Here is a 23531-nt window from a genome sequence, read left to right as displayed (position 1 = left end):
CCTCACAGGGCACAATGGGGCCATGGTCACCGCTCACCTGGTCGTCGCCGCGTCCGAGGACGCCGAGCGCCAGGGTGTGTTCACGCTGGACGGATTCCCCTTCTGGATCGTGTACCTGGCCGCGTTCTGCCTCGTCATGGTGCGCGCCGGGGCCACCTACTGGCTGGGCCGCGGCGTCGCCCGCGGCACGGTGCGCACCCGCGCCGCCGAGCTCCTGACCGGCGACCGCGCGACCCGGGTCATCGACCGGATCCATCGGTGGGGCCCGCCGGCGGTGACCTTCTCCTTCTTCACCGTCGGCATCCAGACGGTGGTCAACCTCGCCGCCGGCTACCTGCGGATGCCGTTCGGCCGCTACCTCGTGGCGCTGACCTTCGGCTCCCTGATCTGGGCGGCGATCTGGACCACGGTCGGCACCGCGGTCGTCTGGGGCGCCGTCCTGCTGTTCCTCGAGCAGCCGGCCGTGCTCGCCGCCCTGGCCGTGCTGGCGGCGGGCCTCACCGTGTGGTTGCTGCTCCGTCGCCGGTCCCGGCACCGGACCGCCGCACCCCAGCCGGACGAGGTCTGATGCTCACCTCGCCAGCCACCGTGCCGACTGCTGCCGAGCAGGTCGCCCGCCGCACCCGGCGCCGGGTCCTCGCCTGCCTGCTCGCCCTCGCCGCCCTCGCCGCGGTCGTGGTGGCGAGCCTGGTGCTCGGGGTGCGGGACGTGTCCCTGCCCGTCGTGTGGCAGGCGCTCACCGACCCCGTCGCGGGCGACGTCGACCACCAGGTGATCGCCGGCCAGCGGGTGCCGCGCGCCCTGGTCGGGATCGCCGCCGGCCTGGCCCTGGGCGTGGCCGGTGCCGTCATCCAGGGCGTCACCCGCAACCCCATCGCCGACCCCGGTCTGCTCGGGCTGAACTCCGGCGCGTCGTTCGCCGTCGTCTGCGCCGTGTGGCTGCTCGGGCTCACCGCACCGTCGCAGTTCGTGTGGTTCGCCTTCCTCGGCGCCGCGGCCGCGGCCGCCCTGGTGTTCTCCATCGGCTCCGGGCAGCCGGTCAAGCTCGCTCTCGTCGGGGCGACCGTCACCGCACTCATCACGCCGCTCATCACGCTCGTGCTGCTGCGCGACCAGCAGGCGTTCAACCTCTACCGGTTCTGGGCCGTCGGGTCGCTCACGGGCCGCGGGACGGAGACGCTCCTCGTGGTGCTGCCGTTCATCGCCGTCGGCGCCGTCCTGGCCGCCGGCCTCGCGCACCGCCTCAACATGCTCGCCCTCGGTGACGACATCGCCCGGGGCCTGGGTCAGCGCGTCGGTGTCACCCGGGCGGTCGCCGGGCTGACCATCGTGCTGCTGGCCGGCGCGGCGACGTCGCTCGCCGGCCCCATCGCCCTCGTCGGTCTGGCCGTCCCGCATGCCGCCCGCCGCCTGGTCGGGACCGACTACCGCTGGGTGCTGCTGATGTCGGCGCTGCTCGGACCCGTGATGCTGCTCGGGGCCGACGTCATCGGCCGGCTCGTCCTGCCGCACAGCGAGCTCGAGGCGGGCGTGGTCGCCGCAGCGCTCGGCGCACCCGTCCTCGTCGCGGTCGCCCGCGGCCGGAAGATCGCGGGGGTGTGAGATGACGACGACGCTCCCCGCCACCCCGTCGGCCACCCCGGCCACCGACCCCGTCGGCTCCCTGCGCCGCCGCCGCCGACGGCGCCTCGCCCTCGTCCTCGGCGCGCTCGCGGTCCTCGCGGTGGCGCTGGCCGGTCTGGCCCTCACGCTCGGCGCGGCCTCGCTCACCCCCGGCCGGGCGCTGCTGGCCGCCGTCGGTGTCGGTGACGACGGCGACCTGTTCATCGTGCAGCGCCTGCGGCTGCCGCGGCTGGCCGCGGCCCTGCTCGCCGGCGCCGCGTTCGGCCTCGCCGGGGCCCTGTTCCAGTCGACCCTGCGCAACCCGCTGGCCAGCCCCGACATCCTCGGGATCGCCACCGGCGCCTCGGTCGGAGCGGTCGTCGCGATGCTCGGCCTCGGGCTGACGGGCCTGGCCGTCTCGGCCGGGGCGTTCGTCGGCGCGGGGGTGATCGCGCTGCTCATCTGGTTCTTCGCCTGGCGCCAGGGCCTGCACTCGATCCGGTTCGTGCTCGTCGGCGTCGGGTTCGCCTATCTCGCCTCCTCGGTGCTCGCCTGGATGCTCGCGAGCGCCGACCAGCGCGACGCCGCGTCCGCCCTGGTCTGGACCGTGGGCAGCGTCGCCGACGTGCGCGGCACCGAGCTCGGGGTGCTCGGACTGGGTCTCGCGGTCCTGGCCGTGGTGGTCGCGGCGATCTCCCGCTGGCAGGCTCCGCTCGCCCTCGGCGACGACCACGCCCGTGGGCTCGGCGTACCCACCGACGCCGCCCGGGTCGGCACGCTGCTCACCGCGGTCGGCCTCGTCGCGCTGGCGACCTCCGTCGTCGGGCCGCTGGCGTTCGTCGCCCTCGTCGCCCCGGCGATCGCCCGTCGTCTGGTGGACGACGGCGGCCCGGCCCTGTCCGTGTCCGTCGCCACCGGTGCGACCCTGGTCCTGGCCGCCGACATCGTCGCCGAGCACGCCGTGCTCGGTGTGGCCGCCCCGACCGGCATCGTCACCGGCCTGGTCGGCGCCCCGTACCTGCTGTGGCTGCTCGCCACCCACGAGAAGAGAACCCGCGCATGATCGACGTCCCGCACACCGACACCCGCCCGGCGCACGGCACCACCGGCGCGCTCGTCGCGCACGGGGTCTCGATCGGGTACGACGGGCACCGCGTCATCGAGGACCTCGACCTCACGCTGCCCGCGGGCCGGGTCACCGCCGTCGTCGGGCCGAACGCGTGCGGCAAGTCGACGCTGCTGCGCGGCCTGGCCCGGCTGCACCCGCTCGAGGCCGGGCGGGTCACCCTCGGCGACCGGGACGTCACCACCATGCCCCGCAAGGAGCTGGCCCGGTCCGTCGGCGTCCTGCCTCAGACCTCCGTCGCGCCCGACGGCGTCCGCGTGGCCGAGCTGGTGGGCCGGGGCCGCTACCCGCACCAGGGCTGGTTCGGCCGGCACTCCAGCGACGACGACGCCGTCGTGCGGCGGGCCCTGGAGGCCACCGGCGTCGCCGACCTCGCCGACCGGCCGGTGGCCGAGCTCTCCGGCGGTCAGCGGCAGCGCGTCTGGGTGGCGATGGTGCTCGCCCAGGAGACCGGCGTCGTGCTCCTGGACGAGCCCACGACGTTCCTGGACGTCGCCCACCAGGTGGAGCTGCTGGACCTGCTCGCCGACCTCAACGCGGAGCGGGGCACCACCGTGGTCATGGTGCTGCACGAGCTCAACCTGGCCGCCCGTTACGCGGACCACCTGGTCGTGATGAGCGCGGGGCGGGTCGTGGCCGAGGGACCGCCGGCCGAGGTGCTCGACGCCCGCACGGTCCTGGACGCGTTCGGCCTCGACGCGCAGGTCGTGCCCGACCCGGTCTCGGGCACCCCGATGGTCGTCCCGGTGGGCCGGCACCCGCGTGGGCGACGTCACACTCCCTTCCACTCGGTCGACAAATGAGGTTAGCCTTGCCTCACTTACCCGCCCTCACGGTTCGCCGTGAGCACACCGAGGAGAACCTGTGCGTCGTCGCCGCTCCCTGACCACCGCCGTCGGCCTCGCCGCCGTGGGCACCCTGATGCTGACCGCCTGCTCCGGCGACGCCGAGCTCGAGGCCGGCTCCGGGGAGGAGACCGCCGCCGAGGAGTCGGCGGGCTCCGCGGGCGCCACCGACGAGTTCCCGGTCACGATGACCCACGCCTTCGGCGAAACCACGATCGAGTCCGAGCCGCAGCGGGTGGCCACCTGGGGCTGGGGCTCCACCGAGGCGGCCCTGGCCGTCGGGGTCGCGCCCGTCGGCGTCGCCGAGCAGGTCTTCACCGTGGGCGAGCAGGCGCTCGTGCCCTGGGTCGCCGAGGAGTACGAGGCCCTGGGCGCCGAGGAGCCGGTCATCTTCACCGACCCGGAAGCCGGCGCCTCCGTGCCCTACGAGGAGTTCGTCGAGGCCGACCCCGACCTCATCCTCGCCCCGTACTCGGGCCTGACCGAGGAGCAGTACGACGTGCTCTCCGACATCGCCCCCGTCGTGGCCTACCCCGAGAACCCGTGGACCACCCCGTGGGACGAGACCATCACGATCACCGCCGAGGCCCTGGGCCGTTCCGAGGCCGGTGAGCAGGTCCTGTCGGACATCGACGCCTACTTCGCCGACCTCGCCGCCGAGCACCCCGAGCTCGAGGGCGAGACGTTCGCCGCGATCGTCGACTCCCCCTCCGAGGGCCAGGTGTACGTCTACACGCCGGCCGACCCCCGGGTGAGCATCCTGGAGAAGCTGGGCATCGAGTCCGCACCGGCCGTGGCGGAGCTCGACACCTCCGACGGCGGGTTCTTCTACGCGCTGTCCTACGAGGAGCTGGACAAGCTCGAGTCGGACGTCGTCATCGCCTACACGTACACCGAGTCCGAGGCCGAGACGTTCGGCGAGTCCGACGAGCTCCAGGCGGTCCCGGCGATCGCCGACGGGAACGTCGTCAAGGTCGTCGGCAACGTCGCCGTCTCCTCCGTCTCGCCGCCCACGGCCCTGTCCTACGACTGGCCGGACGGCGTCCCCGCGATCGTCGACCAGCTCGCGGCGCTGTACGACGAGAGCTGAGTCGTCACGACACGTCGTCGAACAGATGACGCCCGTCCGAGGTCGTCGATCCCGAAGTGGAGGGCCCCCTGGGGGCCCGTGAACGCGATCTCGGACGGGCGTCACCTGTTCGGCGTCAGGCCGACGCGCCCGGGACGTCCACGGCCCCGCCGTAGCGCCGGTCGCGGCGCGCGAACTCCTCGACCGCCCTCCACAGGTGCCGCCGGTCCACGTCCGGCCACGGCTCGGGCAGGAACACCAGCTCGGCGTACGCGGCCTGCCAGATCATGAAGTTGCTGGTGCGCTGCTCGCCCGAGGACCGCAGGAACAGGTCGACGTCCGGCAGGTCCGGCTCGTCGAGGTACTGCTGGATCGTATTCTCGGTCACGCGCGCCGGGTTGATCTTCCCGTCCACGGCGTCCCGCGCGATCGCCGCCGCCGCGTCGGCGATCTCCGCGCGTCCGCCGTAGTTCACGCACATGGTCAGCGTGCAGCGGTCGTTGTCCTTGGTCATCTCCTCGGCCCGCTGGAGCTCGTCGATCACCGAGCCCCACAGCTTCGGACGCCTCCCCGCCCAGCGGATCCGCACGCCCCAGGACGCCATCTCGTCCCGGCGCCGGCGGATGACGTCCCGGTTGAAGCCCAGGAGGAACTTCACCTCCTCCGGCGACCGCTTCCAGTTCTCCGTGCTGAACGCGTACGCCGAGACGTGCTTGACCCCGATCTGCACCGCGCCCGCCACGACGTCGAGCAGCGACTTCTCGCCCTCCTTGTGCCCCTCGATCCGGGACAGCCCGCGCGCGTTGGCCCACCGGCCGTTGCCGTCCATGACGACGGCGACGTGGTTCGGCACGAACTGGGCGGGGATGTCCGGCGGCGTGGCACCGGAGGGGTGCGGGTAGGGCTCGGCGTACTCACGGGGGGCGCGGGGCATCAGGCCTCTCTCTCGATCAGGCGCAAGGAGCGCAGGGTGCGCTCCAGGTAGAACTGCGAATAGGCGGCGACCAGGCCGTCCGCCTCGTGGCGGTGGCGCGGCTCGGCGGCGTCGGCGACGTCCCACTCGCCGGCCAGCAGCGCGGCCAGCAGCACGAACGTCTCCGGGGCCGGCGACGGCGACCCGGGCGGGCGGCAGCGCGTGCACACCGCCCCGCCCTGCGCGACGGCGAAGGCGTGGTGCGGCCCGGGCTCGCCGCAGCGGGCGCACTCGGTGAACGACGGCGCCCAGCCGGCGACGGCGAGCGCGCGCAGCAGGTAGGAGTTCAGCACCAGCCCGGGGGCGTGCGCCCGCTCGGACAGCGCTCGCAGCGCGCCCACGAGCAGCCAGTACTGCTGGACGGCCGGTTCGTGCTCCTGGGAGACCAGGCGGTCGGCGGTCTCCAGCATGGCCGCCCCGGCGGTGTACAACGCGTAGTCGGCGCTGATCTGCCGGGCGAACGGGCCGATCGTCTCGACCTGCGTCACCGAGTCGAGGCTGCGGCCGGTGTGCAGCTGGACGTCGACCGCCATGAAGGGTTCCAGCCGGGCGCCGAACCGTGAGGACGTCCGCCGCACACCGCGACCGACGGCACGGACCTTTCCGTGCTCGCGGGTCAGCAGCGTGATGATGCGGTCGGCCTCGCCCAGCTTCTGGGTGCGCAGCACGATCGCGTCGTCTCGGTACAGGGGCACCTGGCCATTGTCCCAGGTGCCCCTGTCAGCGAGGACCTCAGGCGTGCTCGGTGCGGTTCACCGCCGAGACGATGGCCTTGAGCGAGGCGGTGGTGATCGACGGGTCGATGCCCACGCCCCACAGCACGTCGTCGCCGACGGCGCACTCCACGTAGGCCGCGGCCTCGGCGTCGCCGCCCGCGCTCATCGCGTGCTCGGCGTAGTCGAGCACCTTGACGTCGACGCCGACACCCGCGATCGCCGTGACGAAGGCGTCCAGCGGTCCGTTGCCGGTGCCGACCAGCGTCTGCTCCGTGCCCTGGTCCACGACGTCCACCTCGAGCGTCGTGGTCCCGTCCTCGGCGGCCCGGGTGCGGATCTCGCGCAGCCGGAGGCGGCCCCACGGCTTGAGGTCGGAGTGACCGTACTCGTCGAACGGCAGGTACTCGTCGGTGAACATGCGCCAGATGTCGGCGCCGGTGACCTCGTTGCCCGCGGTGTCGGAGTACTTCTGCACGACCCCGGAGAACTCGATCTGCAGCCGGCGCGGCAGCTCCAGCTGGTGCTCGGTGCGCAGCAGGTAGGACACGCCGCCCTTGCCGGACTGGGAGTTGACCCGGATGACCGCCTCGTAGGTGCGGCCCAGATCCTTCGGGTCGATCGGCAGGTAGGGCACGCCCCAGGTCAGCTCGTCGACGTCCTTGCCCTCGGCCACGGCGCGGTCCGCCATGTGCTCCAGGCCCTTCTTGATGGCGTCCTGGTGCGAGCCGGAGAACGCCGTGAAGACCAGGTCGCCCGCGTACGGGTGCCGCTCGTGGACCGGCAGCTGGTTGCAGTGCTCCACCGTGCGCCGGATCCCGTCGATGCCGCCGCCGACGGTGAAGTCGATCTGCGGGTCGATGCCCTGCCCGAACAGGTTCAGGCCGAGGGTCACGAGGTCGACGTTGCCGGTGCGCTCGCCGTTGCCGAACAGGCAGCCCTCGATCCGGTCCGCGCCGGCCTGGTAGCCCAGCTCGGCCGCCGCCACGGCCGTCCCCCGGTCGTTGTGCGGGTGCAGGGACAGCACGACGTGCTCGCGGTGGTTGAGGTTCCGGCTCATCCACTCGATGGAGTCGGCGTAGACGTTGGGCGTGGCCATCTCCACCGTCGCCGGCAGGTTGACGATCACCGGGCGCTCCGCCGTCGGCTCCAGGACCTCGAGGACCTCGTTGCAGATGCGGGCGGCGTACTCGAGCTCGGTGCCGGTGTACGACTCCGGGGAGTACTCGTAGTAGACGGTCGTCTCCGGCACCGTCTCCTCGAGCTTGCGGCACAGCCGCGCGCCCTGCAGGGCGATGTCGATGATGCCGTCCTGGTCGGTGCGGAAGACGACCTCGCGCTGCAGGATCGACGTCGAGTTGTAAATGTGCACGATCGCCTGCTTGGCACCGCGGATCGCGTCGTAGGTGCGCTCGATGAGGTGGTCGCGGCACTGGGTGAGCACCTGGATGACGACGTCGTCGGGAATGCGTCCGGTCTCGATGAGCGTCCGCACGAAGTCGAAGTCGGTCTGCGAGGCGGACGGGAACCCGACCTCGATCTCCTTGTAGCCCATCTGGACGAGGAGCTCGAACATCCGCAGCTTGCGCTCGGCGTTCATCGGCTCGATGAGGGCCTGGTTGCCGTCCCGCAGGTCCACCGCGCACCAGCGCGGGGCCTTCTCGATCCGGCGGTCGGGCCAGGTGCGGTCCGGCAGGTCCACCTGGATCTGCTCGTGGAACGGCACGTAGCGGTGGTAGGGCATCTGCGAGGGGCGCTGGGGGTTGTGCGCCGCGATGCCGTTGGTCGAGTGGGTGTGCTCGGCGATCATCGGGAGGTCGTCCTTCGGGGTGGTTCGGCTCGGTGACGGCCGGCGCACCAACGTTCCCCGCGGCGAGGAACCGGCCTGTACTAGGCCTCGCCGCGGCACCGAAGGAGGAGGCTCACCACGTGCTGCATCCTCACACCGTACACCGTTTGTGGCCGAGGTCACCCTGACGTCCACACTGTGTACCGCGACCGCACCCGGCGGCGCCACCCCACGCCGGGACGCCGCGACCCGACCGGGTCCGCCCCCCCGGGGGGCGTGCGCTCCGACCGCGGGTCGGGGCGCCCGCCCGCGTGGTCAGCGCCGGCTGCGCAGCGCGGCGTCCACCGCCGGGTCGCCCAGCGCCCCGAGCCAGTCGAGCAGGGCCGGGTAGGTCGCGGGGTTGGCGGCGACGTGCGGCCGCAGGTGGGGAGCCTCCTGGACGATCTGCGCGAGCTGCTCCAGCGGCGTGTGGGGGTCCATCGCCTGCTCGGCGGTCCAGGACCCCGCCGGGGCGTCGGCCACCGGCGACATCATCTGCGTGCTCTCGGCCCGCGTGGCCTCCGCCTGGGCACGCACGGGCTGCTGCACGGCGGTCGCGTCCACCGGGGAGCTGCTCCCGGCGGCCTGCGGCTGCTCGCCCGACGGGGCGGAGCGGACCGGCGACATGTGCTGCGTCGCGTCCGTGCCGTCGGCCCAGGTGCCACGCCACCGGGCCCCCGGCTCCGAGCCCGACGACGGCTTCCGCGACACCGCGGAGGAGGCGCTGTGCCCGCTCTCCTCGCCCGACCACTGCTGCGCGTGCTCGGGCTGGGCGTACTGGCCGTACTCCGGCTGGGCGTACTGGCCGTACTCCGGCTGATCGTGGTCCGGCCCGGCGTACTGGCCGTAGTCCGGCTGGGCGTACTGGCCGTACTCCGGCTGATCGTGGTCCGGCCCGGCGTACTGGCCGTACTCCGGCTGGGAGTACTGGCCGTGCTCCGCCTGACCGTGGACCGGGGCGGCGGCCGGCTCGCTGCCCAGGAGGGCGCGGACCGAGGGCGGCACGATGAGTGCCACGAGCACGAGGGCCGGCAGCGCGAGCGCCAGCAGCAGCTCCTCCACCCGCGACGCGGTGCCGACGCCTGCGCGTGCCACCACGATGATCACGCCGAGGACGACCACGACGCAGGCCGCCCCGACCGCCGTGGCATGCCCGTCCTTCGGGTTCCGCAGCAGGGCCCGGCGGGCCAGCACGGCGACCACGACGACGAGCACCCCGACGATCAGCCGCACGATGACCTCGGCGCTGACCCCGACCCCCACGAGCCGCACGAGGGCGACGGCCGCGACGAAGCCCGCGACGAGGGTCATCAGCTCGAAGGACTGCACCGCGACCCGGACCCAGCGTGCCGAGGCGGCCTCCACGGGCTCGTCGGCCAGGGCGTCGATGCGCGTCAGGACCGGCACGGCCGCCGCCGCGGACACGACCGGCAGCAGCAGGAGCCCGAAGCGGCTCCCGTGGACCGAGTCGAACCAGGCGGTGCCGACACCGCCACCGAGCATGACGATCTCCAGCATCACCGCACCGCCGACGACGAGCAGCACGATCCCGGCGGCGTCGTCCCCCCGCAGGAAGCGGCGCACCGTGGCCCAGAGCAGACCGAGCACCAGGACCGCACCGAGCAGTGCGCCGAGGACGCCGTTCGCCGACGTGTCGCCGACGAGGTTCAGCAGCGGGTTCAGCACGGCACCGGCGGCGAGGACGAGCGCGGAGACGACCATCGGCCGGGTGCCGGTCATGGCGGCGGCCAGCACGGCGCCGGCCAGCCCGACCGCCAGCCCCCCGCCGACGAAGCCCTCCTGGTCCCCGGGGCTGACCACGTCGAGCACCAGGTACAGCAGCGCCACCAGGCCGTAGGGGGCGAGCCCCCACCACCGGGTGGCGGGTTCGGCCAGGCGCTTCCAGCCCTCCGACAGCACACCGGCGCGCTCGGCGTAGGGCGCGACGATCACCACGAGGGCGGCGACCGTGGCCAGCACGACCCAGAGCAGGTCGCTGCCCCGCAGCAGCATCGCCCACGGCAACGGCAGCGCGACGAGCAGGGCGCCCACGGCGACGGCGTCGCGCACGATCTCGCGGGTGGGCACCCCCGCGAAGGGCGATCGGCGCTGGTCGACGGCGACGGCGTCGGACATGACGGTGACTCCTTGCGATTGGCCTCCCCGGACCGGGGAACCGGGACCGGACCTGGACGTTTCTACCCGACCGGACCGCCTCCCGTCTCCCCGGGGCGCGGCACGGTCAGATCCCGAGCTGGTACACCCCCCAGTAAGCGGCCGTGACCAGCAACAACGCGGAGCCGAGCACCACGGCCCACAACGTGACGTGCGCCACCGCCCCGTGGGCGACGGCCACGTCGCGGTCGGCCCGACGGTGCACCCGCACGTCGCCGACCCGTCGCAGCAGCACGGCGGCGGCCACGGCCGCGACGACGCCGAGCACCCGCACGGTGATCCAGCCGCCCTGGACCACGAGGGCGTCACGTTCGTAGTCCACGGCGAGACGGGCGACCGCGGCCAGGTAGAGCGCCAGACCCACGACCGTGGCGACGGACACCACCCCGAGCACGACCAGCGGCGGCCCCACCCCGGGCGCGAAGCGGCCGCCGTGCGGCGCCGGCCGGTGCAGGAGCCGGTGGGCCAGCGCCGCGACGCCCCAGGCCACCAGGGCCAGCACCACCAGGCCGGTCCCGGCCACGACCACGGCGACGACGACGTCACCGTTGCCCCACCACTGCGGCCGCGGCACCGGCGCCGCCAGGTAGAGCTGTTCCGGGGAGTCGCCGGCGACCCGGGGCGCGGCGTCGGCGGTCCCCGGCAGCCCCTGGATCCAGGCGGCGAGGTCCCGCGGGAAGTCGGGGTGCAGCGGCGACCCGGCTCCGTCCGTCGACTGCTCGCCGCGCAGGCGGATGCCGTGGTCAGCCCCGGCGTAGTACCGCACCGTCACGGGCGCGTCGGTGCCCACGCCGGTGTCGGCCAGGATCAGCCGGACCCCCTGCTCGATGGGCATCGACGGGTCGGCGGTGCCGTAGACGACGAGGATCGGCGCGGTCTGCTGCTCCAGCCACGGGCGCACGTCGAAGTCCGCGTAGTCGAAGCCGCCGCCCGGCAGCTGCATCCCGACCGCGCGCGGGATCGCCCGGAACACCTGCCCGGGCACCCCCGTGTTGCGCAGGTAGTTGTCGACGGCGAACGCCGCCTGCTCGCGCGGGGGCACCACCGGTGCGGAGACCAGGACGGTGAAGGCGAGCGTGGGGTCGTCGACCTGCATGACCGGGACGATCCAGGTCCCCTCCGACTCGCCGTAGGCGCCCACGCGCGCCGGGTCGACGCCCTCGACGGTACGCAGCAGGTCCACCGACCGCAGGTAGTCCTCGGCCATGGCCTCGTAGTCGCGCTCGCGGGTGGAGTACGTGTCCAGGCGCTTGTCGGGCACGAGGGTCACGATCCCGGCGCTGGCCAGCATCCGGGCGGTCCGGACGAACGCCTCCTGCGCCCGGCCCGTCCCGGCACCGTGCACGAACACGACACCCGGGCGGTCCTCGAGCAGCATGCCGTCCTCGTCGACGGGGCGGCGCAGGAGGCCCTCGACCGTGGTGTCGCCGAGGTCGACCGGGACCACGGTGCTGCGCACCTCGTGGTCCCCGACCTGTCCCGCGTCGGCGAGAGACACGGGGTCGTTGCTCTCGATCGTGGTGTCCACGCGGGTCGGCACGATGTGGTCCCGCACCGGGACCGGGTGCCACTGCGGTCCGGCGAGGGATCCCACGACGGCCAGCCCGACCAGCAGGGCCAGGCTGGCCGCGAACGTCCGGAAGACCACCTCTCGGATGCTACTCGGCGACCCTGTGCGGGGCCGCCGGGACGCACCGGAACGGCGCTCTCAGAACCCCATCCGCTGCAGCTGCTTGGGGTCGCGCTGCCAGTCCTTGGCCACCTTGACGTGCAGGTCGAGGTAGATCCGCGCGCCGAGCAGCTTCTCGATCCCCTCCCGTGCCTGGGACCCGACCTCGCGCAGCCGGGACCCGCCCCGGCCGATGATGATGCCCTTCTGGCTCTCGCGCTCGACGAACAGGTTGACGCGCACGTCCAGCAGCGGGGCAATACCGGCGGCGCCGTCCGTGCCCTGGTCCTGCCCGGTGCCCTCCCGCGGCACGATCTCCTCGACGACGACGGCCAGCGAGTGGGGCAGCTCGTCCCGGATGCCCTCCAGGGCCGCCTCGCGTACGAGCTCGGCGATCATCGTCTCCTCGGGCTCGTCGGTGAGCTCACCCCCGGGGTAGAGGTCGGGCCCCTCGGGCAGGTGCGCCACGAGAACCTCGGTGAGCTCCTCGACCTGGTAGCCGCCCTTCGCGGAGACGGGCACGATCGCCGACCAGTCGCGGTCGATCGACCGCGCGAGCTGGTCCACCGCCAGCAGGTGCTCGGCCAGCTGGCCCCGGCCGACGAGGTCGGCCTTGGTCACCACGGCCACGACCGGGACCGCCGACCGGCGGCCCTCCATCAGCGGGGCGAGCTGGTTGGCGATGTAGCGGTCACCCCGTCCGATCTTCTGGTCCGCGGGCAGGCAGAACGCGACCACGTCGACCTCGCTGAGCGTGTCCAGCACGAGCGTGTTGAGCCGTTCGCCGAGCAGCGTGCGGGGCCGGTGCAGGCCGGGGGTGTCCACCAGCACCATCTGGGCGTCCTCGCGCTGGACGATCCCGCGGATGGTGTGCCGGGTCGTCTGCGGCCGGGCGGACATGATCGCGACCTTCTCCCCCACCAGCGCGTTGGTCAGCGTCGACTTGCCGACGTTGGGGCGCCCCACCAGGCAGGCGAAGCCGGAGCGGTGCGGGTTCTCGTGGGTCATACGGCGTCCTTCTGGTCGTGCGGCACGACGTCGTCGTCCTCGTCCACTGCGGGGAGTGCGATCCGTCGCACCAGGAGACTGGCGAGCTTCTTGCGGCGACCCTCGACGTGCTCGGCCTCGAGCCGCAGCGCCCCGGCGTCGGCGGAGGACCCGGCCAGCGGCACCTTGCCGAGCGCCTTGGCGAGCAGACCACCGGCGGTGTCGACGTCGTCGTCGTCCAGGCGCAGGTCGAACAGCTCGCCGAGCTCGTCCACGGGCATCCGGGCGGGCACCCGCCAGAGCCCGTCGCCGAGGTCCTCCGGCTCGGGCTCGGCGACGGTGTCGTGCTCGTCGGTCAGCTCCCCGACGAGCTCCTCGATGATGTCCTCGACGGTGACCAGCCCGGCCACCCCGCCGTACTCGTCGACGACGATCGCGATGTGGGAACGCCGGGCCTGCATCTCGCGCAGCAGGTCGTCGGCCGGCTTGGACTCCGGCACGAACACCGCCTCGCGTGCCACGTCCCGGACAGGCCAGTCCGCCGCCCCGGCGTCGTTCTCGAGCCGCCGCGCCACGTCCTTGAGGTAGACCACGCCGAGCAGGTCGTCGACGGTGCGGCCGACGACCGGGATCCGCGAGAAGCCCGAGCGCAGGAACAACCGCATGGCCTTCTGCAGCGAGGTGTCGGCGCCGGCGGTGACCATGTCGGTGCGCGGCACCATCACCTCGCGGGCGAGGGTGTCGCCGAGCTGGAGGGCCGAGCGCAGCAGCTCGCGCTCCGGCTCCTCGATCGCCTCGTTCTCGCGGACCCGGTCGGCCATGTCCTGCAGCTCGTCGGTCTCGGGCACGGCGACGTCGGCGGCCCGGTCCCGTCGCGGCACCCAGGCCACGGCCCGGTGCACGACGGACAGGGGGCCGGCGAGCATGACCAGCGCCGTGGTGGGGCGGTGGTGGGCCCACGTGCGCGGGCTGAGCCGCACCACGAGGATCCCCGCGAGGACCCCGACGACGGCGGCGGCGAGCAGCACCTCCCACCACCGGTCGAACCAGTGGGCCAGCAGCAAGGTCGCCGACGCCACGGACACCGTCTCGGACAGCACCCGGACCAGGGCGAACGACCCGGCGGCACGGGAGTCGGACGCGAGCGCCTGCGCCCGGCGGATGTTGCGCCGTCGGCGTCGGGCCGGCGTCCCGCCGTCCGGTCCGGGCTCCTCGAGCGCGAGGGCCAGGGAGACCTTGGTGACCCGTTCGACGGCGGCCTCGCCGGCGCTGAGCAACGCGGACAGGCCCAGCGCCGCGACGAGCGTGGCCCACAGCACGAGGTCGGGAGCGTCCACCGCGCCGCTCACCGCCCGGCCAGGAAGGTCAGCAGGAGCCGTCGTTGCAGGGCGAACATCTCTCGTTCCTCGTCGGGGTCGGCATGGTCGTAGCCGAGCAGGTGCAGGATCCCGTGCGTGGTGAGCAGCAGCAGCTCCTCGACCGTGGAGTGCCCGGCGGCGCGGGCCTGGGTGGCGGCCACCTCGGGGCACAGCACGATGTCCCCCAGGGTCCCGGGCGGGGTCTCCTCGCCCTCGCGACCGGGACGCAGCTCGTCCATGGGGAAGGACAGCACGTCGGTGGGCCCGGGCTCGTCCATCCACTGCACGTGCAGGTCGGTCATGGTGGCGGTGTCGACGAACACGATCGACAGCTCGGCCGCCGGGTGGACGTGCAGCTCGTCGAGCGCGAACCGCGCCAGGGCGGCGAACTCGGCCTCGTCGACCTCGACGCCGGACTCGTTGTTGACCTCGATGCTCACCGGCGTCCTCCTCGGTCGTGGCGTCCGGGCCGTCGGCGGTCGTCGGCCGGGCGGGTGCTGTCCCAGCGGGCGTAGGCGTCGACGATGTCGCTCACGAGGCGGTGCCGGACGACGTCGGTGCTGGTCAGCCGGCAGAACTCGACGTCGTCGACCCCGGTGAGGATGTCCTCGACCACCCGCAGGCCCGAGGCCGTGCCGCCGGGCAGGTCGACCTGGGTGGCGTCGCCGGTGATGACCATCGTCGAGCCGAACCCGAGCCGGGTGAGGAACATCTTCATCTGCTCGGCGGAGGTGTTCTGCGCCTCGTCCAGGATGATGAAGGCGTCGTTGATGGTGTTGTGCGTGACGAGGAAGTCGTCGGTGACGTACAGGGAGTCCTCGGCGGCGACCTGGATGCACATCGTGTCCTGGACGCCCGCAGGCAGGATCGAGTCGACGGTGCGCATCGGACGTCCCCCTCCGAGCGCGGCGTACCTCCGCGCCTTGCGGGTGAGGCGGAACGGAGGGACGCCGTCGGGCAGCCGGATCTCGACGACGTAGGCGTCGCGGCGATACGGGACCGGTCGTCCGCGGACACGTCCGGGCGTCCGTCCCTCGGCCTCCCGCACGCTGGTCGTGGCGACACCACCGAGCGACCGGACGAGATGGACGACGTCGTCCCGGAGTCGACGCGACGTGGTCGTGTACTGCACCCGGCAGGTCCGCCCGGTCTGTGCCACCGGCCCGCCGTCGGTGTCCAGGAGTCCCTGGAGGACCGCCAGGCGCACCTCGACGGCGTTGACCTTGTACACCTCGGGCACGAACTTCGTGGCCGACTTCCGACCGTCGAGACCCAGCCGGCGCAGGATCGTCTTCACCGGGTTCGCCACGATGACCCCACCGCGGTGCCCGTGGACGTGCCGCAGCACGTAGCCGTACTCCCCGTCCGGAACCAGCTCGATGTCAGGCAGCGCGGACTCCAGGGCGTCGGCAAGCTCGGGGTCCGCCGTCGTGTACGACGGCGTCGCACGCGACGAGAAGGAGCCGTCGCCGAGCATCAGCCCCAGCGCGTACGGGTCCATCGGCACGTCGCGCGTCGGCATCTCGACCGGGTCGACGACCGGTAGCTCGAACCTGCGGGTGTGTCCGTACCACTCGCGACCGATCATCTCCTGCGTCTCCACGGTCCGGCTCCGACCCCGACGCTTGTCCGACTGCGTCCGGACGGTCCACAGGTGCTCGCCGCAGCAGACGGTCGAGGAACCGTCCGACGCTGTCACCCGATAGGTCTGCTTCGGCCCCTGCGGGTAGATGCCGACGACGGGTGTCGGCCGCCCGTCGGACCCCACGACCAGGTCGCCCACACGCAGCGATCCGAACGGTCGGAAGCCGTCGGGAGTCAGGACCTTGGCGTCGTAGGGCTGGGCACGGCCGCGCATGTAGGCCAGCGGCGCGACCTCGATCGTGCCGGACTCGACCAGCCGCGGGATCGCGTCGGGGTCGAGCATGTCGTGCAGCGCGTCGTACAGGGGTCGCAGGTAGGGGTCGATCTTCTCGCTGAGAGAGCCGGGCAGGTAGCCGAGCTTCTCCCCCGCCTCGACGGCGGGCCGAGTGAGCACGATCCGGTTGATCTGCTTGGCCTGCAGGGCCTGCACGGCCTTCGCCATCGCCAGGTAGGTCTTGCCGGTGCCCGCCGGGCCGATGCCGAAGGTGATCGTGTTGGCCGCGATGGCCTCCACGTAGCGCTTCTGGCCGACGGTCTTCGGGCGGATCGTGCGGCCGCGCCCGGAGAGGATGTCGTGGGTGAGCACCTCGGCAGGCCGCTGGGCGGCGGCGGAGGTCAGCATCGACACCGAGCGGGAGACCACCTCGGGGGTGAGCGGGGTGCCGGCCTCGACGACCTCGACGAGCTCGTCGAGCAGCCGTGCCACCAGGGCGACGTCGCCGGCCGGGCCGTGCACGGAGATCTCGTTGCCGCGGGCGTGCACGTCGACGCCGGGGAACCCGTCCTCGATCGCTCGCAGGACGGAGTCGCCGCTGCCGAGCAGCGCGACCATCGGCACGTGCGGGGGGACGACGACGCGATGCTCGGTGGCGTGCCGCGGGTGGTCGGTCAGGGAGCGGTCGGAGGCGGGGGACGTCATGCTCAGGCGGGACTCCATCCCAGCTGGGTGCCGGCCAGGACGTGGCCGTGCACGTGGAAGACGCTCTGACCCGCGCGCGGGCCGGAGTTGAAGATGAACCGGTACTGGCCGTCGGCGAGATCGTGCGCGATCTCGTCGGCGACGGCGACGACCTCGGCGAGCAGCTCCGGGTCGGCGGCGGCCAGGACGGACACGTCGCCGTGGTGCTCCTTGGGCACGACGAGCACGTGCACCGGCGCCTGCGGGTCGATGTCCCGGAACGCCAGGACCCGCTCGGTGTCGGCCACGACGTCGGCCGGCTGCAGGCCGGCGACGATCTTGCAGAAGAGGCAGTCCGCCTCGGTCTCCGTCGTCATGCGTCCACGCTACCGCCAGCGGCCCAGCCGGTCGCTCAGGAGCGCCACGGCGACGGGGCCGGCCGTGGACGTCCGCAGCACGTGCGGGCCGAGCCGTGCCGTCACGGCGCCGGCGTCGGTCAGCGCGGCGACCTCGTCCGCAGAGATCCCGCCCTCGGGTCCGACGACGAGCGCCAGCTCGGGAGGCGCGTCCGCGCCGAGAGCCGGCTCCGGGAGCGTGACGTCGGCGAGCGGTGTCGTGGCCTCCTCGTGCAGGACGACCACGGTCCCACCGGCGGCGACGACGTCGCGCACCCGGGCGGCGAGGGCCCGGGTGGTGACGTGCTCCTCCACCGGCGGCAGCCAGGCGCGGCGGGACTGCTTGACGGCGGCGAGCACCGTGGCGGACCACTTGGCACGAGCCTTCTCGGCGCGCGGCCCGCGCCACACGACGACGGACCGGTCGGCCTGCCAGGGCACGACGGCGTCGACCCCGACCTCGACCGCGGCCTCGACCGCCTGGTGGTCGCGGTCGCCCTTGGCCAGCGCCTGCACGAGGGTGAGGCGCACCGTCGGCGCCGGTTCGTGCCGCACGTCCTCGACGCGCAGCGTGACCTCGCCGCCGTCGACCGTCTCGACGACGCCCAGCACGCGGGTGCCGGCGCCGTCGACGACGTCGACCCGCTCCCCGGCACGCCGTCGCTGGACGACGCCGGCGTGCCGCCCCTCCGCCCCGCCGAGGACGTAGGTCGCCTCCGGGGCCAGGGAGGCCGGCACGCCGTGGTCGACGAAGACCGGTGCGCTCACGACGTCTCGCCTAGCGCCCGGCGAACTTGTCCCGCAGCCGCGAGAACACGCCCGGGTGGGCCGCGGCCAGCCGCGGGTCGGGGCGCTCCTCGCCGCGCAGGTTCGCCAGCCGGCGCAGCAGCTCGGTCTGCTCCTCGTCGAGGGAGGTCGGCACCTGGACCTCGACGTGGACGTTGAGGTCGCCGCGACCGTTGCCGTGCAGGTGCCCCACGCCGAGGCCCTTGAGGGTGACGATCTCGCCCGGCTGGATGCCGGGACGCAGGTCGATCTCCTGCTGGCCGTCGAGGGTGGACAGCTCGAGCACGGTGCCCAGCGCGGCCGCGGTCATCGGCACCGGCAGGGTGCAGTGCAGGTCGTCGCCGCGGCGCACGAACGTGTCGTGGGCCTTCTCCCGGATCTCGACGTACAGGTCGCCCGCCGGGCCGCCGCCGGGCCCGACCTCGCCCTGGGCGGCGAGCTTGATCCGGGTCCCGGTGTCCACGCCCGCGGGGACGTTGACCGTCAGCGACCGGCGCGAGCGCACCCGGCCCTCGCCGGAGCACTCCGCGCAGGGCTCGGGGATGATCGTGCCGAAACCCTGGCAGGCCGCGCAGGGCGCCGTCGTCATGACCTGGCCGAGGAACGACCGGGCCACGCGCTGGACGTTGCCCTGGCCGTGGCAGACCTCGCAGGTGCGCACGTCGGTCCCGGGCCGGCAGCCGTTGCCGCCGCAGGTGCCGCACACCACGGCGGTGTCGACCTGCAGCTCGCGCTTGCCGCCGAACGTGGCCTCGGAGAGGTCGATGTCCATGCGCACCAACGCGTCCTGGCCGCGCCGGGCCCGCGGCACGGGACCGCTGGCCTGGCCGCCGCCGAAGAACGTCTCGAAGATGTCCTGGAAGCCGAAGCCCTGGCCGAAGCCGGCTCCGGCGCCTCCGCCGGGTGCGCTCGGGTCGACGCCCATGTCGTACTGCTCGCGCTTCTCGCGGTTCGACAGCACCTCGTAGGCCCGGGCGACGTCCTTGAACCTCTCCTCGCCCTCGGCACCCGCGACGTCGGGGTGGAGCTCGCGCGCCATGCGGCGGTAGGCCTTCTTGATCTGCTCGGGAGTGGCGTCACGCTCGACGCCGAGGATCTCGTAGTAGTCGGTCACAGGTCTCTCTTCGGTGACGTGGAGAAAGTCTGGTCAGGGATACCGGTGGTCAGTTCGGCAGCACGCGCGACAGGTAGCGTGCCACGGCGCGGACCGAGGCGATGGTGCCCGGGTAGTCCATGCGGGTGGGGCCGATGGACCCGAGGGAGGCGACGGTGTCGCCGTCGCTACCGTAACCGGAGGCGACGACGGAGGTCTCGGTGAGACCGTCGAGCCGGTTCTCGTGCCCGATCCGCACCCCGACCCCGTCGGTCGCCATCTCGGTAAGGAGCCCGAGCAGCACCACCTGCTCCTCGAGCGCCTCGAGGACGGGGCTCAGCCCCTGCTCGAACGTGGCGCCGGACCGGGCCAGGTTGGCCGTGCCGGCCAGCACGATCCGCTCCTCGTTCTCCTCCCCGAGCGTCTCGACGACGAGGTCCGCCACCGCCTGGGCCACGCCGCTGAGGCGCGGGCCCACGGACTCGACCACGCCGGCGAACACGCCGGTGAGGTCGGCGAGGCGCTTGCCGGCGGCGGCGGCGTTGAACCGGGCCCGCAGCTCGCCGAGGGTGCCCTCGTCGAGGTCCGTGCCGGCATCGGTCCCGTCCGGTCGCACCGGCAGCTCGCAGTAGCGCTGCTCGACGCGGCCGGTGTCGGTGATGACCACGACGAGGATCCGGGAGTCCGCCACGGGCACGAGCTCGAGGTGACGCAGGCCCGACCGGCGCAGCGACGGGTACTGCACCACGGCGACCTGGCCGGTGAGCTGGGCGATCAGCCGCCCGGCACGGGTCAGGACGTCGTCGAGGTCGATCGCCTCGGACAGGAAGGTCTCGATGGCCCGCTTCTGGGGCACGTTGAGCGGGCGCACCTCCGCGAGCCGGTCGACGAACACCCGGTACCCGGCGTCCGTGGGCACCCGGCCGGCCGACGTGTGCGGCTGGGCGATGTACCCGGCGTCCTCCAGCGCGGCCATGTCGTTGCGGATCGTGGCCGGGGAGACACCGAGACGGTGACGCTCGGTGAGCATGCGCGACCCGACGGGTTCGCGCGTGGTGACGTAGTCCTCGACGATGGCGCGCAGCACCTCGAGCCGACGTTCCTCGCTCACTTCTCGACCTCCCCTCGCTCGGCGCCCCGGGGGGTTTAGCACTCTCCAGGGCTGAGTGCCATCTTACGCGGTTCGTGCGACGGTCCGGCGTCACCCGCCGTCACCGGTGAGGTACGTCATGCCCGGCCCCGTGGCCGGGCCTCGTCCCCCGTGCTCGCGACGCTCACCCACCGGCGACGCCGCCGGCCCGGGGCGTCCGCCCCGCCCGAGGCGTACCGCCCCGGAGGCTGGCAGCATGACCCCATGAGGGTCAGCCAGGTCCCCCTGGTCGGGCGCCGGCCCGAGCTCGCCGCGCTGCGCGACGCCCTCGACGGTGCCACCCGCGGCGCGGGGCGGTGCCTCGTCGTGGCCGGTGAGGCCGGGATCGGCAAGACGCGCCTCGTCGAGGAGCTCCTGGACGGCGTCGACACCGGCACGACCCTCGTGGCTCGGGGCCAGTGCGCCGACTCCGGCGCGGGGCCCGTGCCCTACGCCGGGCTCGACGGCGTGCTGCGGGACCTGGTCGGCGCGCTCGGTGAGGAGGCGGTGCTGGACGCCGCCGGCCCCGCGGCGGACGCCCTCGGCGTGATCCTGCCCCGGCTGGTGACCGTGCGGCCCGGCGTCGACGGCGGCCGCGTACCGGAGGTGCTCACCGACCTGCTGACGACGCTCTGCGCCCGCCGGACGGTCGTGGTCGTCGTCGAGGACCTGCACTGGTCCGACGACGTCACGCGGACCACCGTCGCACGGCTCGCCCGTGCCGCCCCGTCCACCCACCTGCTCGTGCTGGTCACCTACCGCAGCGACGACGTCGGCCGGCGCCACCCGCTGCGCACCACCCTGGCCGAGCTCGACCGGGCTCGGCTCGCCGAACGGGTCGAGGTGCCGCGACTCGCCGACCCGGAGGTCGTCGAGCTCGCACGCGCCGTGCTCCCCGACGCACCGGCCGGCGCGGACCGGACCGGCGCCGGGGGCCTGGACGAGCTGGTCGAGCGTGCCGAGGGCGTGCCCTTCTACGTCGAGGAGCTCGCCTGCTGCTACGACGGTGACATCCCCGTCTCGCTGCGTGACGTCCTGCTGCTGCGCTACGCCGGCCTGTCGGAGGCCGCGCAGGCGTTCTGCCGGGTCGTCGCCGCCGGCGGGGTCCGCGCCGGACGTGACGTGCTGGCCGCCGTCCTGGGCGACGAGGCGCTCGAGCAGGCCGAACCCGCTGCGCGCGAGGCCGTCGACGCCCTGGTCCTGCAGGCCGACCCCGACGGCTACCGGTTCCGTCACGCCCTGATGCAGGAGGCCGTCGAGGCGGAGCTGCTGCCGACCGAGCGGCGGCGGCTGCACGCCGCCTACGCCGAGGCGCTGGCCACCGGTGCGGCCACCGTGCCGCGCCTGGTCGAGCAGGCCGACCACTGGTGGCACGCCCGCGTGCCGGACCGCGCCCTGGCCGCCGCCGTGACCGGCCTGGACGCCGCCGCGAACGACGTCGCCCCCGCGGCCGCCGTCCGGCTCGGGGAACGGGCTCTCGAGCTGTGGGACACCGTGCCGGACGCGGCGGACGTCACCGGCACCACGCACCACGACCTGCTCGTGCGGGTCGCCGAGGCCGAGACCGTCGCGACCCACGTCGACCGGGCCCTGGCGCTGGCGCGTCAGGCGTTGGACGAGTGGCCCGCCGACGACCCCGCGGGCCGGGCCCGCACCCTCGGGCTCGTGGCGGTGCAGCAGCTGCGCGCGGGCGACGTCGCGGGCCTGGACCGGACCCGGGAGGCGCTCGCGGCGGCACCGCAGGACGACCTCGGGACGCTCGCCGGGCTGCTGCGCCTGGACGCCCGCGCCAAGATGCTCGCCGGCCGCTTCCAGGAGGCGGTGGCGGCCGCCGGGCGCGGCTACGAGGCCGCGACGGCCGCGGGCGACCGCTCCACCGCCGCGCTGCTGCTGAACACCAGCGGTCTCGCCCGGCTGAGCGCGGGCGACCCGGGCGGCCTCGACGAGCTCGAGGAGTCCCGCCGCCTCTCCGGGGACGACTGGGCCGGGCGGGCCCACTACTTCACCAACCTCTCCGACCACCAGCTCCGGCTCGGCCGGTTCGCCGAGGCGCTGCGGACCGCCTCGGCCGGTGCCGAGGTCGGCCGCGCCGGGGGATCCGGCTGGAGCAGCCGCGCGATGCTGGAGGGCAACGTCGCCGAGGCCCTCATCGGGCTCGGCCGCTGGGAGGAGGCCGACGCCTGGTACCGGCGGGCCACGAACGAGGTCTCGCCGAGCGCCTGGGCCGTCTACCTGGCCGAACGATGGACGTGGCTCACGCTGTGGCGCGGGGACGTCGAGACCGCCCAGGCGATGGGGCGACGCCACCGGGCCGTGTGGCTGCGGTTCGCCGAGGTGGAGATGCAGGTCCGGGGTCGGGCCCCGGCCACGCTGGCCGAGCTGGCCCTCGCGCGCGACGACGTCGACGACGCGCTCGACCTGGTCCGCCACGCCGCCGACCCCGGTCGGCTGTCCGGGGCGTACGCCCTGACGGTGCTGGCGGTCGCCGCCCGGGTGCTCGCCCGGGCCCGCGCCACCGGCCGGACGGTCGACGTCGGACCGTACGAGGAGGCCCTGGCCGCCGCCGCCTTCTGGCCGACCCACCGGTTGTGGGCGACGGTGTTCGCCGCCGAGCTGGGCCGGACCCCGTGGCCCGAGGTCAGCGCGTTCGGTCCCGACGACGGCGCCCCGGCGCACCTGCGCCCCTACGCCCTCGTGCGCGAGGGCGAGCACCGGCTCGCGGCCGGTGACAAGGCTCGCGCGCGCGAGCTGCTCGGTGACGCCGCGGAGGCCGCGCGCGACGTCGGTGCCGGCTCCCTGCTGGCCCGGGCGACGTCGCTGCTGCACGACGCGGGACTCGCGGCACCGACCCGGCGCCGGCCGGGCGAGGCCGGCGCCGACCCGCTGACCGACCGGGAGCGCCAGGTGCTGGAGCTGGTCGCCGAGGGGCTGACGAACGGGCAGATCGCCGAGCGGCTGTTCATCTCCCGCAAGACGGCGTCGGTGCACGTCTCGGCCATCCTGCGCAAGCTCGGCGTCACCAGCCGGACCGAGGCCGCCGTCGTGGCCCGGTCCGCGGCGCACCCCGCCTGAACCCACCGGGGTACCTCAGACGCGCGCCGCCCCGGGCCGGGGGTACCTCAGGCCTGCCGAGCGACGCGCCGGCGAAGACCGGACGGATGCCCGATCCACGCCCCTACCTCAGGGACCGAACCTGGAGTCATCGCGAGCCACCCCGGCCCGCCGACCAAGGAGGGTCACC

The 23531-nt window shown here is 73.9% G+C and carries 18 protein-coding genes and 3 pseudogenes; 6 read left to right on the top strand and 15 right to left on the bottom strand.

The window, feature by feature from the left end; translation table 11 throughout:
- The first annotated feature begins 22 nt into the window (after positions 1–22).
- From HLI28_RS12840 to HLI28_RS12820, 5 genes are all read left to right on the top strand, one after another.
- The gene (locus HLI28_RS12840; RefSeq protein WP_171247963.1) at positions 23–568 is read left to right on the top strand and encodes a DedA family protein; all 546 of its coding nucleotides are present in this window, start codon (positions 23–25) and stop codon (positions 566–568) included.
- Positions 568–1602: a FecCD family ABC transporter permease gene (locus tag HLI28_RS12835; protein WP_171247962.1), complete on the top strand. Its 1035-nt coding sequence runs from the start codon at positions 568–570 to the stop codon at positions 1600–1602. The genes HLI28_RS12840 and HLI28_RS12835 overlap by 1 nt, the downstream gene beginning before the upstream one ends.
- 1 nt (position 1603) lies before the next feature.
- Positions 1604–2665 (top strand): FecCD family ABC transporter permease, encoded by a 1062-nt coding sequence (locus HLI28_RS12830; protein ID WP_171247961.1) that lies wholly within the window; start codon positions 1604–1606, stop codon positions 2663–2665.
- Positions 2662–3531, top strand: coding sequence for an ABC transporter ATP-binding protein (locus HLI28_RS12825; protein ID WP_171247960.1), 870 nt, complete (start codon positions 2662–2664; stop codon positions 3529–3531). Before HLI28_RS12830 ends, HLI28_RS12825 begins: the two co-directional genes overlap by 4 nt.
- Positions 3532–3592: 61 nt before the next feature.
- Complete coding sequence (locus HLI28_RS12820; protein WP_171247959.1) at positions 3593–4663, top strand: ABC transporter substrate-binding protein; 1071 nt, start codon at positions 3593–3595, stop codon at positions 4661–4663.
- 115 nt (positions 4664–4778) lie between these two features.
- Here HLI28_RS12820 and HLI28_RS12815 read toward each other — a convergent pair whose 3' ends face one another.
- From HLI28_RS12815 to hrcA, 15 genes and pseudogenes are all read right to left on the bottom strand, one after another.
- Complete coding sequence (locus HLI28_RS12815; protein ID WP_171247958.1) at positions 4779–5576, bottom strand: isoprenyl transferase; 798 nt, start codon at positions 5574–5576, stop codon at positions 4779–4781.
- Positions 5576–6310 (bottom strand): DNA repair protein RecO, encoded by a 735-nt coding sequence (recO, locus tag HLI28_RS12810; RefSeq protein WP_171247957.1) that lies wholly within the window; start codon positions 6308–6310, stop codon positions 5576–5578. Before recO ends, HLI28_RS12815 begins: the two co-directional genes overlap by 1 nt.
- Before the next feature lie 37 nt (positions 6311–6347).
- A complete protein-coding gene (gene leuA, locus HLI28_RS12805) occupies positions 6348–8138 on the bottom strand; it encodes a 2-isopropylmalate synthase (RefSeq protein WP_171247956.1) in 1791 nt (596 codons plus the stop codon).
- A 294-nt stretch (positions 8139–8432) separates the two neighbouring features.
- Complete coding sequence (locus tag HLI28_RS12800) at positions 8433–10292, bottom strand: DUF7937 domain-containing protein (protein WP_171247955.1); 1860 nt, start codon at positions 10290–10292, stop codon at positions 8433–8435.
- A gap of 106 nt (positions 10293–10398) precedes the next feature.
- On the bottom strand, positions 10399–11979 hold the full coding sequence (locus tag HLI28_RS12795) for an alpha/beta hydrolase family protein (protein WP_171247954.1): 1581 nt from the start codon (positions 11977–11979) through the stop codon (positions 10399–10401).
- Between the two features lie 60 nt (positions 11980–12039).
- On the bottom strand, positions 12040–13008 hold the full coding sequence (gene era / locus HLI28_RS12790; protein WP_171247953.1) for a GTPase Era: 969 nt from the start codon (positions 13006–13008) through the stop codon (positions 12040–12042).
- Complete coding sequence (locus HLI28_RS12785; protein ID WP_171247952.1) at positions 13005–14324, bottom strand: CBS domain-containing protein; 1320 nt, start codon at positions 14322–14324, stop codon at positions 13005–13007. Before HLI28_RS12785 ends, era begins: the two co-directional genes overlap by 4 nt.
- An 8-nt stretch (positions 14325–14332) precedes the next feature.
- A complete protein-coding gene (gene ybeY / locus HLI28_RS12780; protein WP_171247951.1) occupies positions 14333–14785 on the bottom strand; it encodes an rRNA maturation RNase YbeY in 453 nt (150 codons plus the stop codon).
- A pseudogene (locus HLI28_RS15625) lies at positions 14782–15120 on the bottom strand (PhoH family protein); the annotation flags it as partial. The gene ybeY and the pseudogene HLI28_RS15625, both read right to left, overlap by 4 nt.
- 264 nt (positions 15121–15384) lie before the next feature.
- Positions 15385–15822, bottom strand: a pseudogene (locus HLI28_RS15620) (LAGLIDADG family homing endonuclease); the annotation flags it as partial.
- A 369-nt stretch (positions 15823–16191) separates the two neighbouring features.
- Positions 16192–16908 (bottom strand): annotated as a pseudogene (locus tag HLI28_RS15615) (PhoH family protein); the annotation flags it as partial.
- A 2-nt stretch (positions 16909–16910) separates the two neighbouring features.
- Positions 16911–17264 (bottom strand): histidine triad nucleotide-binding protein, encoded by a 354-nt coding sequence (locus tag HLI28_RS12770; RefSeq protein ID WP_171247949.1) that lies wholly within the window; start codon positions 17262–17264, stop codon positions 16911–16913.
- 9 nt (positions 17265–17273) lie between these two features.
- The gene (locus HLI28_RS12765; RefSeq protein ID WP_171247948.1) at positions 17274–18050 is read right to left on the bottom strand and encodes a 16S rRNA (uracil(1498)-N(3))-methyltransferase; all 777 of its coding nucleotides are present in this window, start codon (positions 18048–18050) and stop codon (positions 17274–17276) included.
- Between the two features lie 10 nt (positions 18051–18060).
- Positions 18061–19182 carry a molecular chaperone DnaJ gene (dnaJ, locus tag HLI28_RS12760; RefSeq protein ID WP_171247947.1) on the bottom strand — a complete coding sequence of 374 codons (1122 nt, stop codon included), beginning with the start codon at positions 19180–19182 and terminating at the stop codon, positions 18061–18063.
- 49 nt (positions 19183–19231) lie between these two features.
- Positions 19232–20272, bottom strand: a complete 1041-nt coding sequence (hrcA, locus tag HLI28_RS12755) for a heat-inducible transcriptional repressor HrcA (protein WP_171247946.1) — start codon at positions 20270–20272, stop codon at positions 19232–19234.
- Between the two features lie 243 nt (positions 20273–20515).
- Here hrcA and HLI28_RS12750 point away from each other — a divergent pair, with 243 nt between their 5' ends.
- Entirely contained in the window at positions 20516–23362 is a 2847-nt protein-coding gene (locus tag HLI28_RS12750; protein WP_171247945.1) for a helix-turn-helix transcriptional regulator, read from the top strand.
- The last annotated feature ends 169 nt before the right edge of the window (positions 23363–23531 follow it).

Source organism: Isoptericola sediminis, from assembly GCF_013085345.1.
Lineage (GTDB): Bacteria > Actinomycetota > Actinomycetes > Actinomycetales > Cellulomonadaceae > Isoptericola > Isoptericola sediminis.
This window is presented reverse-complemented; position numbering and strand designations above follow the sequence as displayed.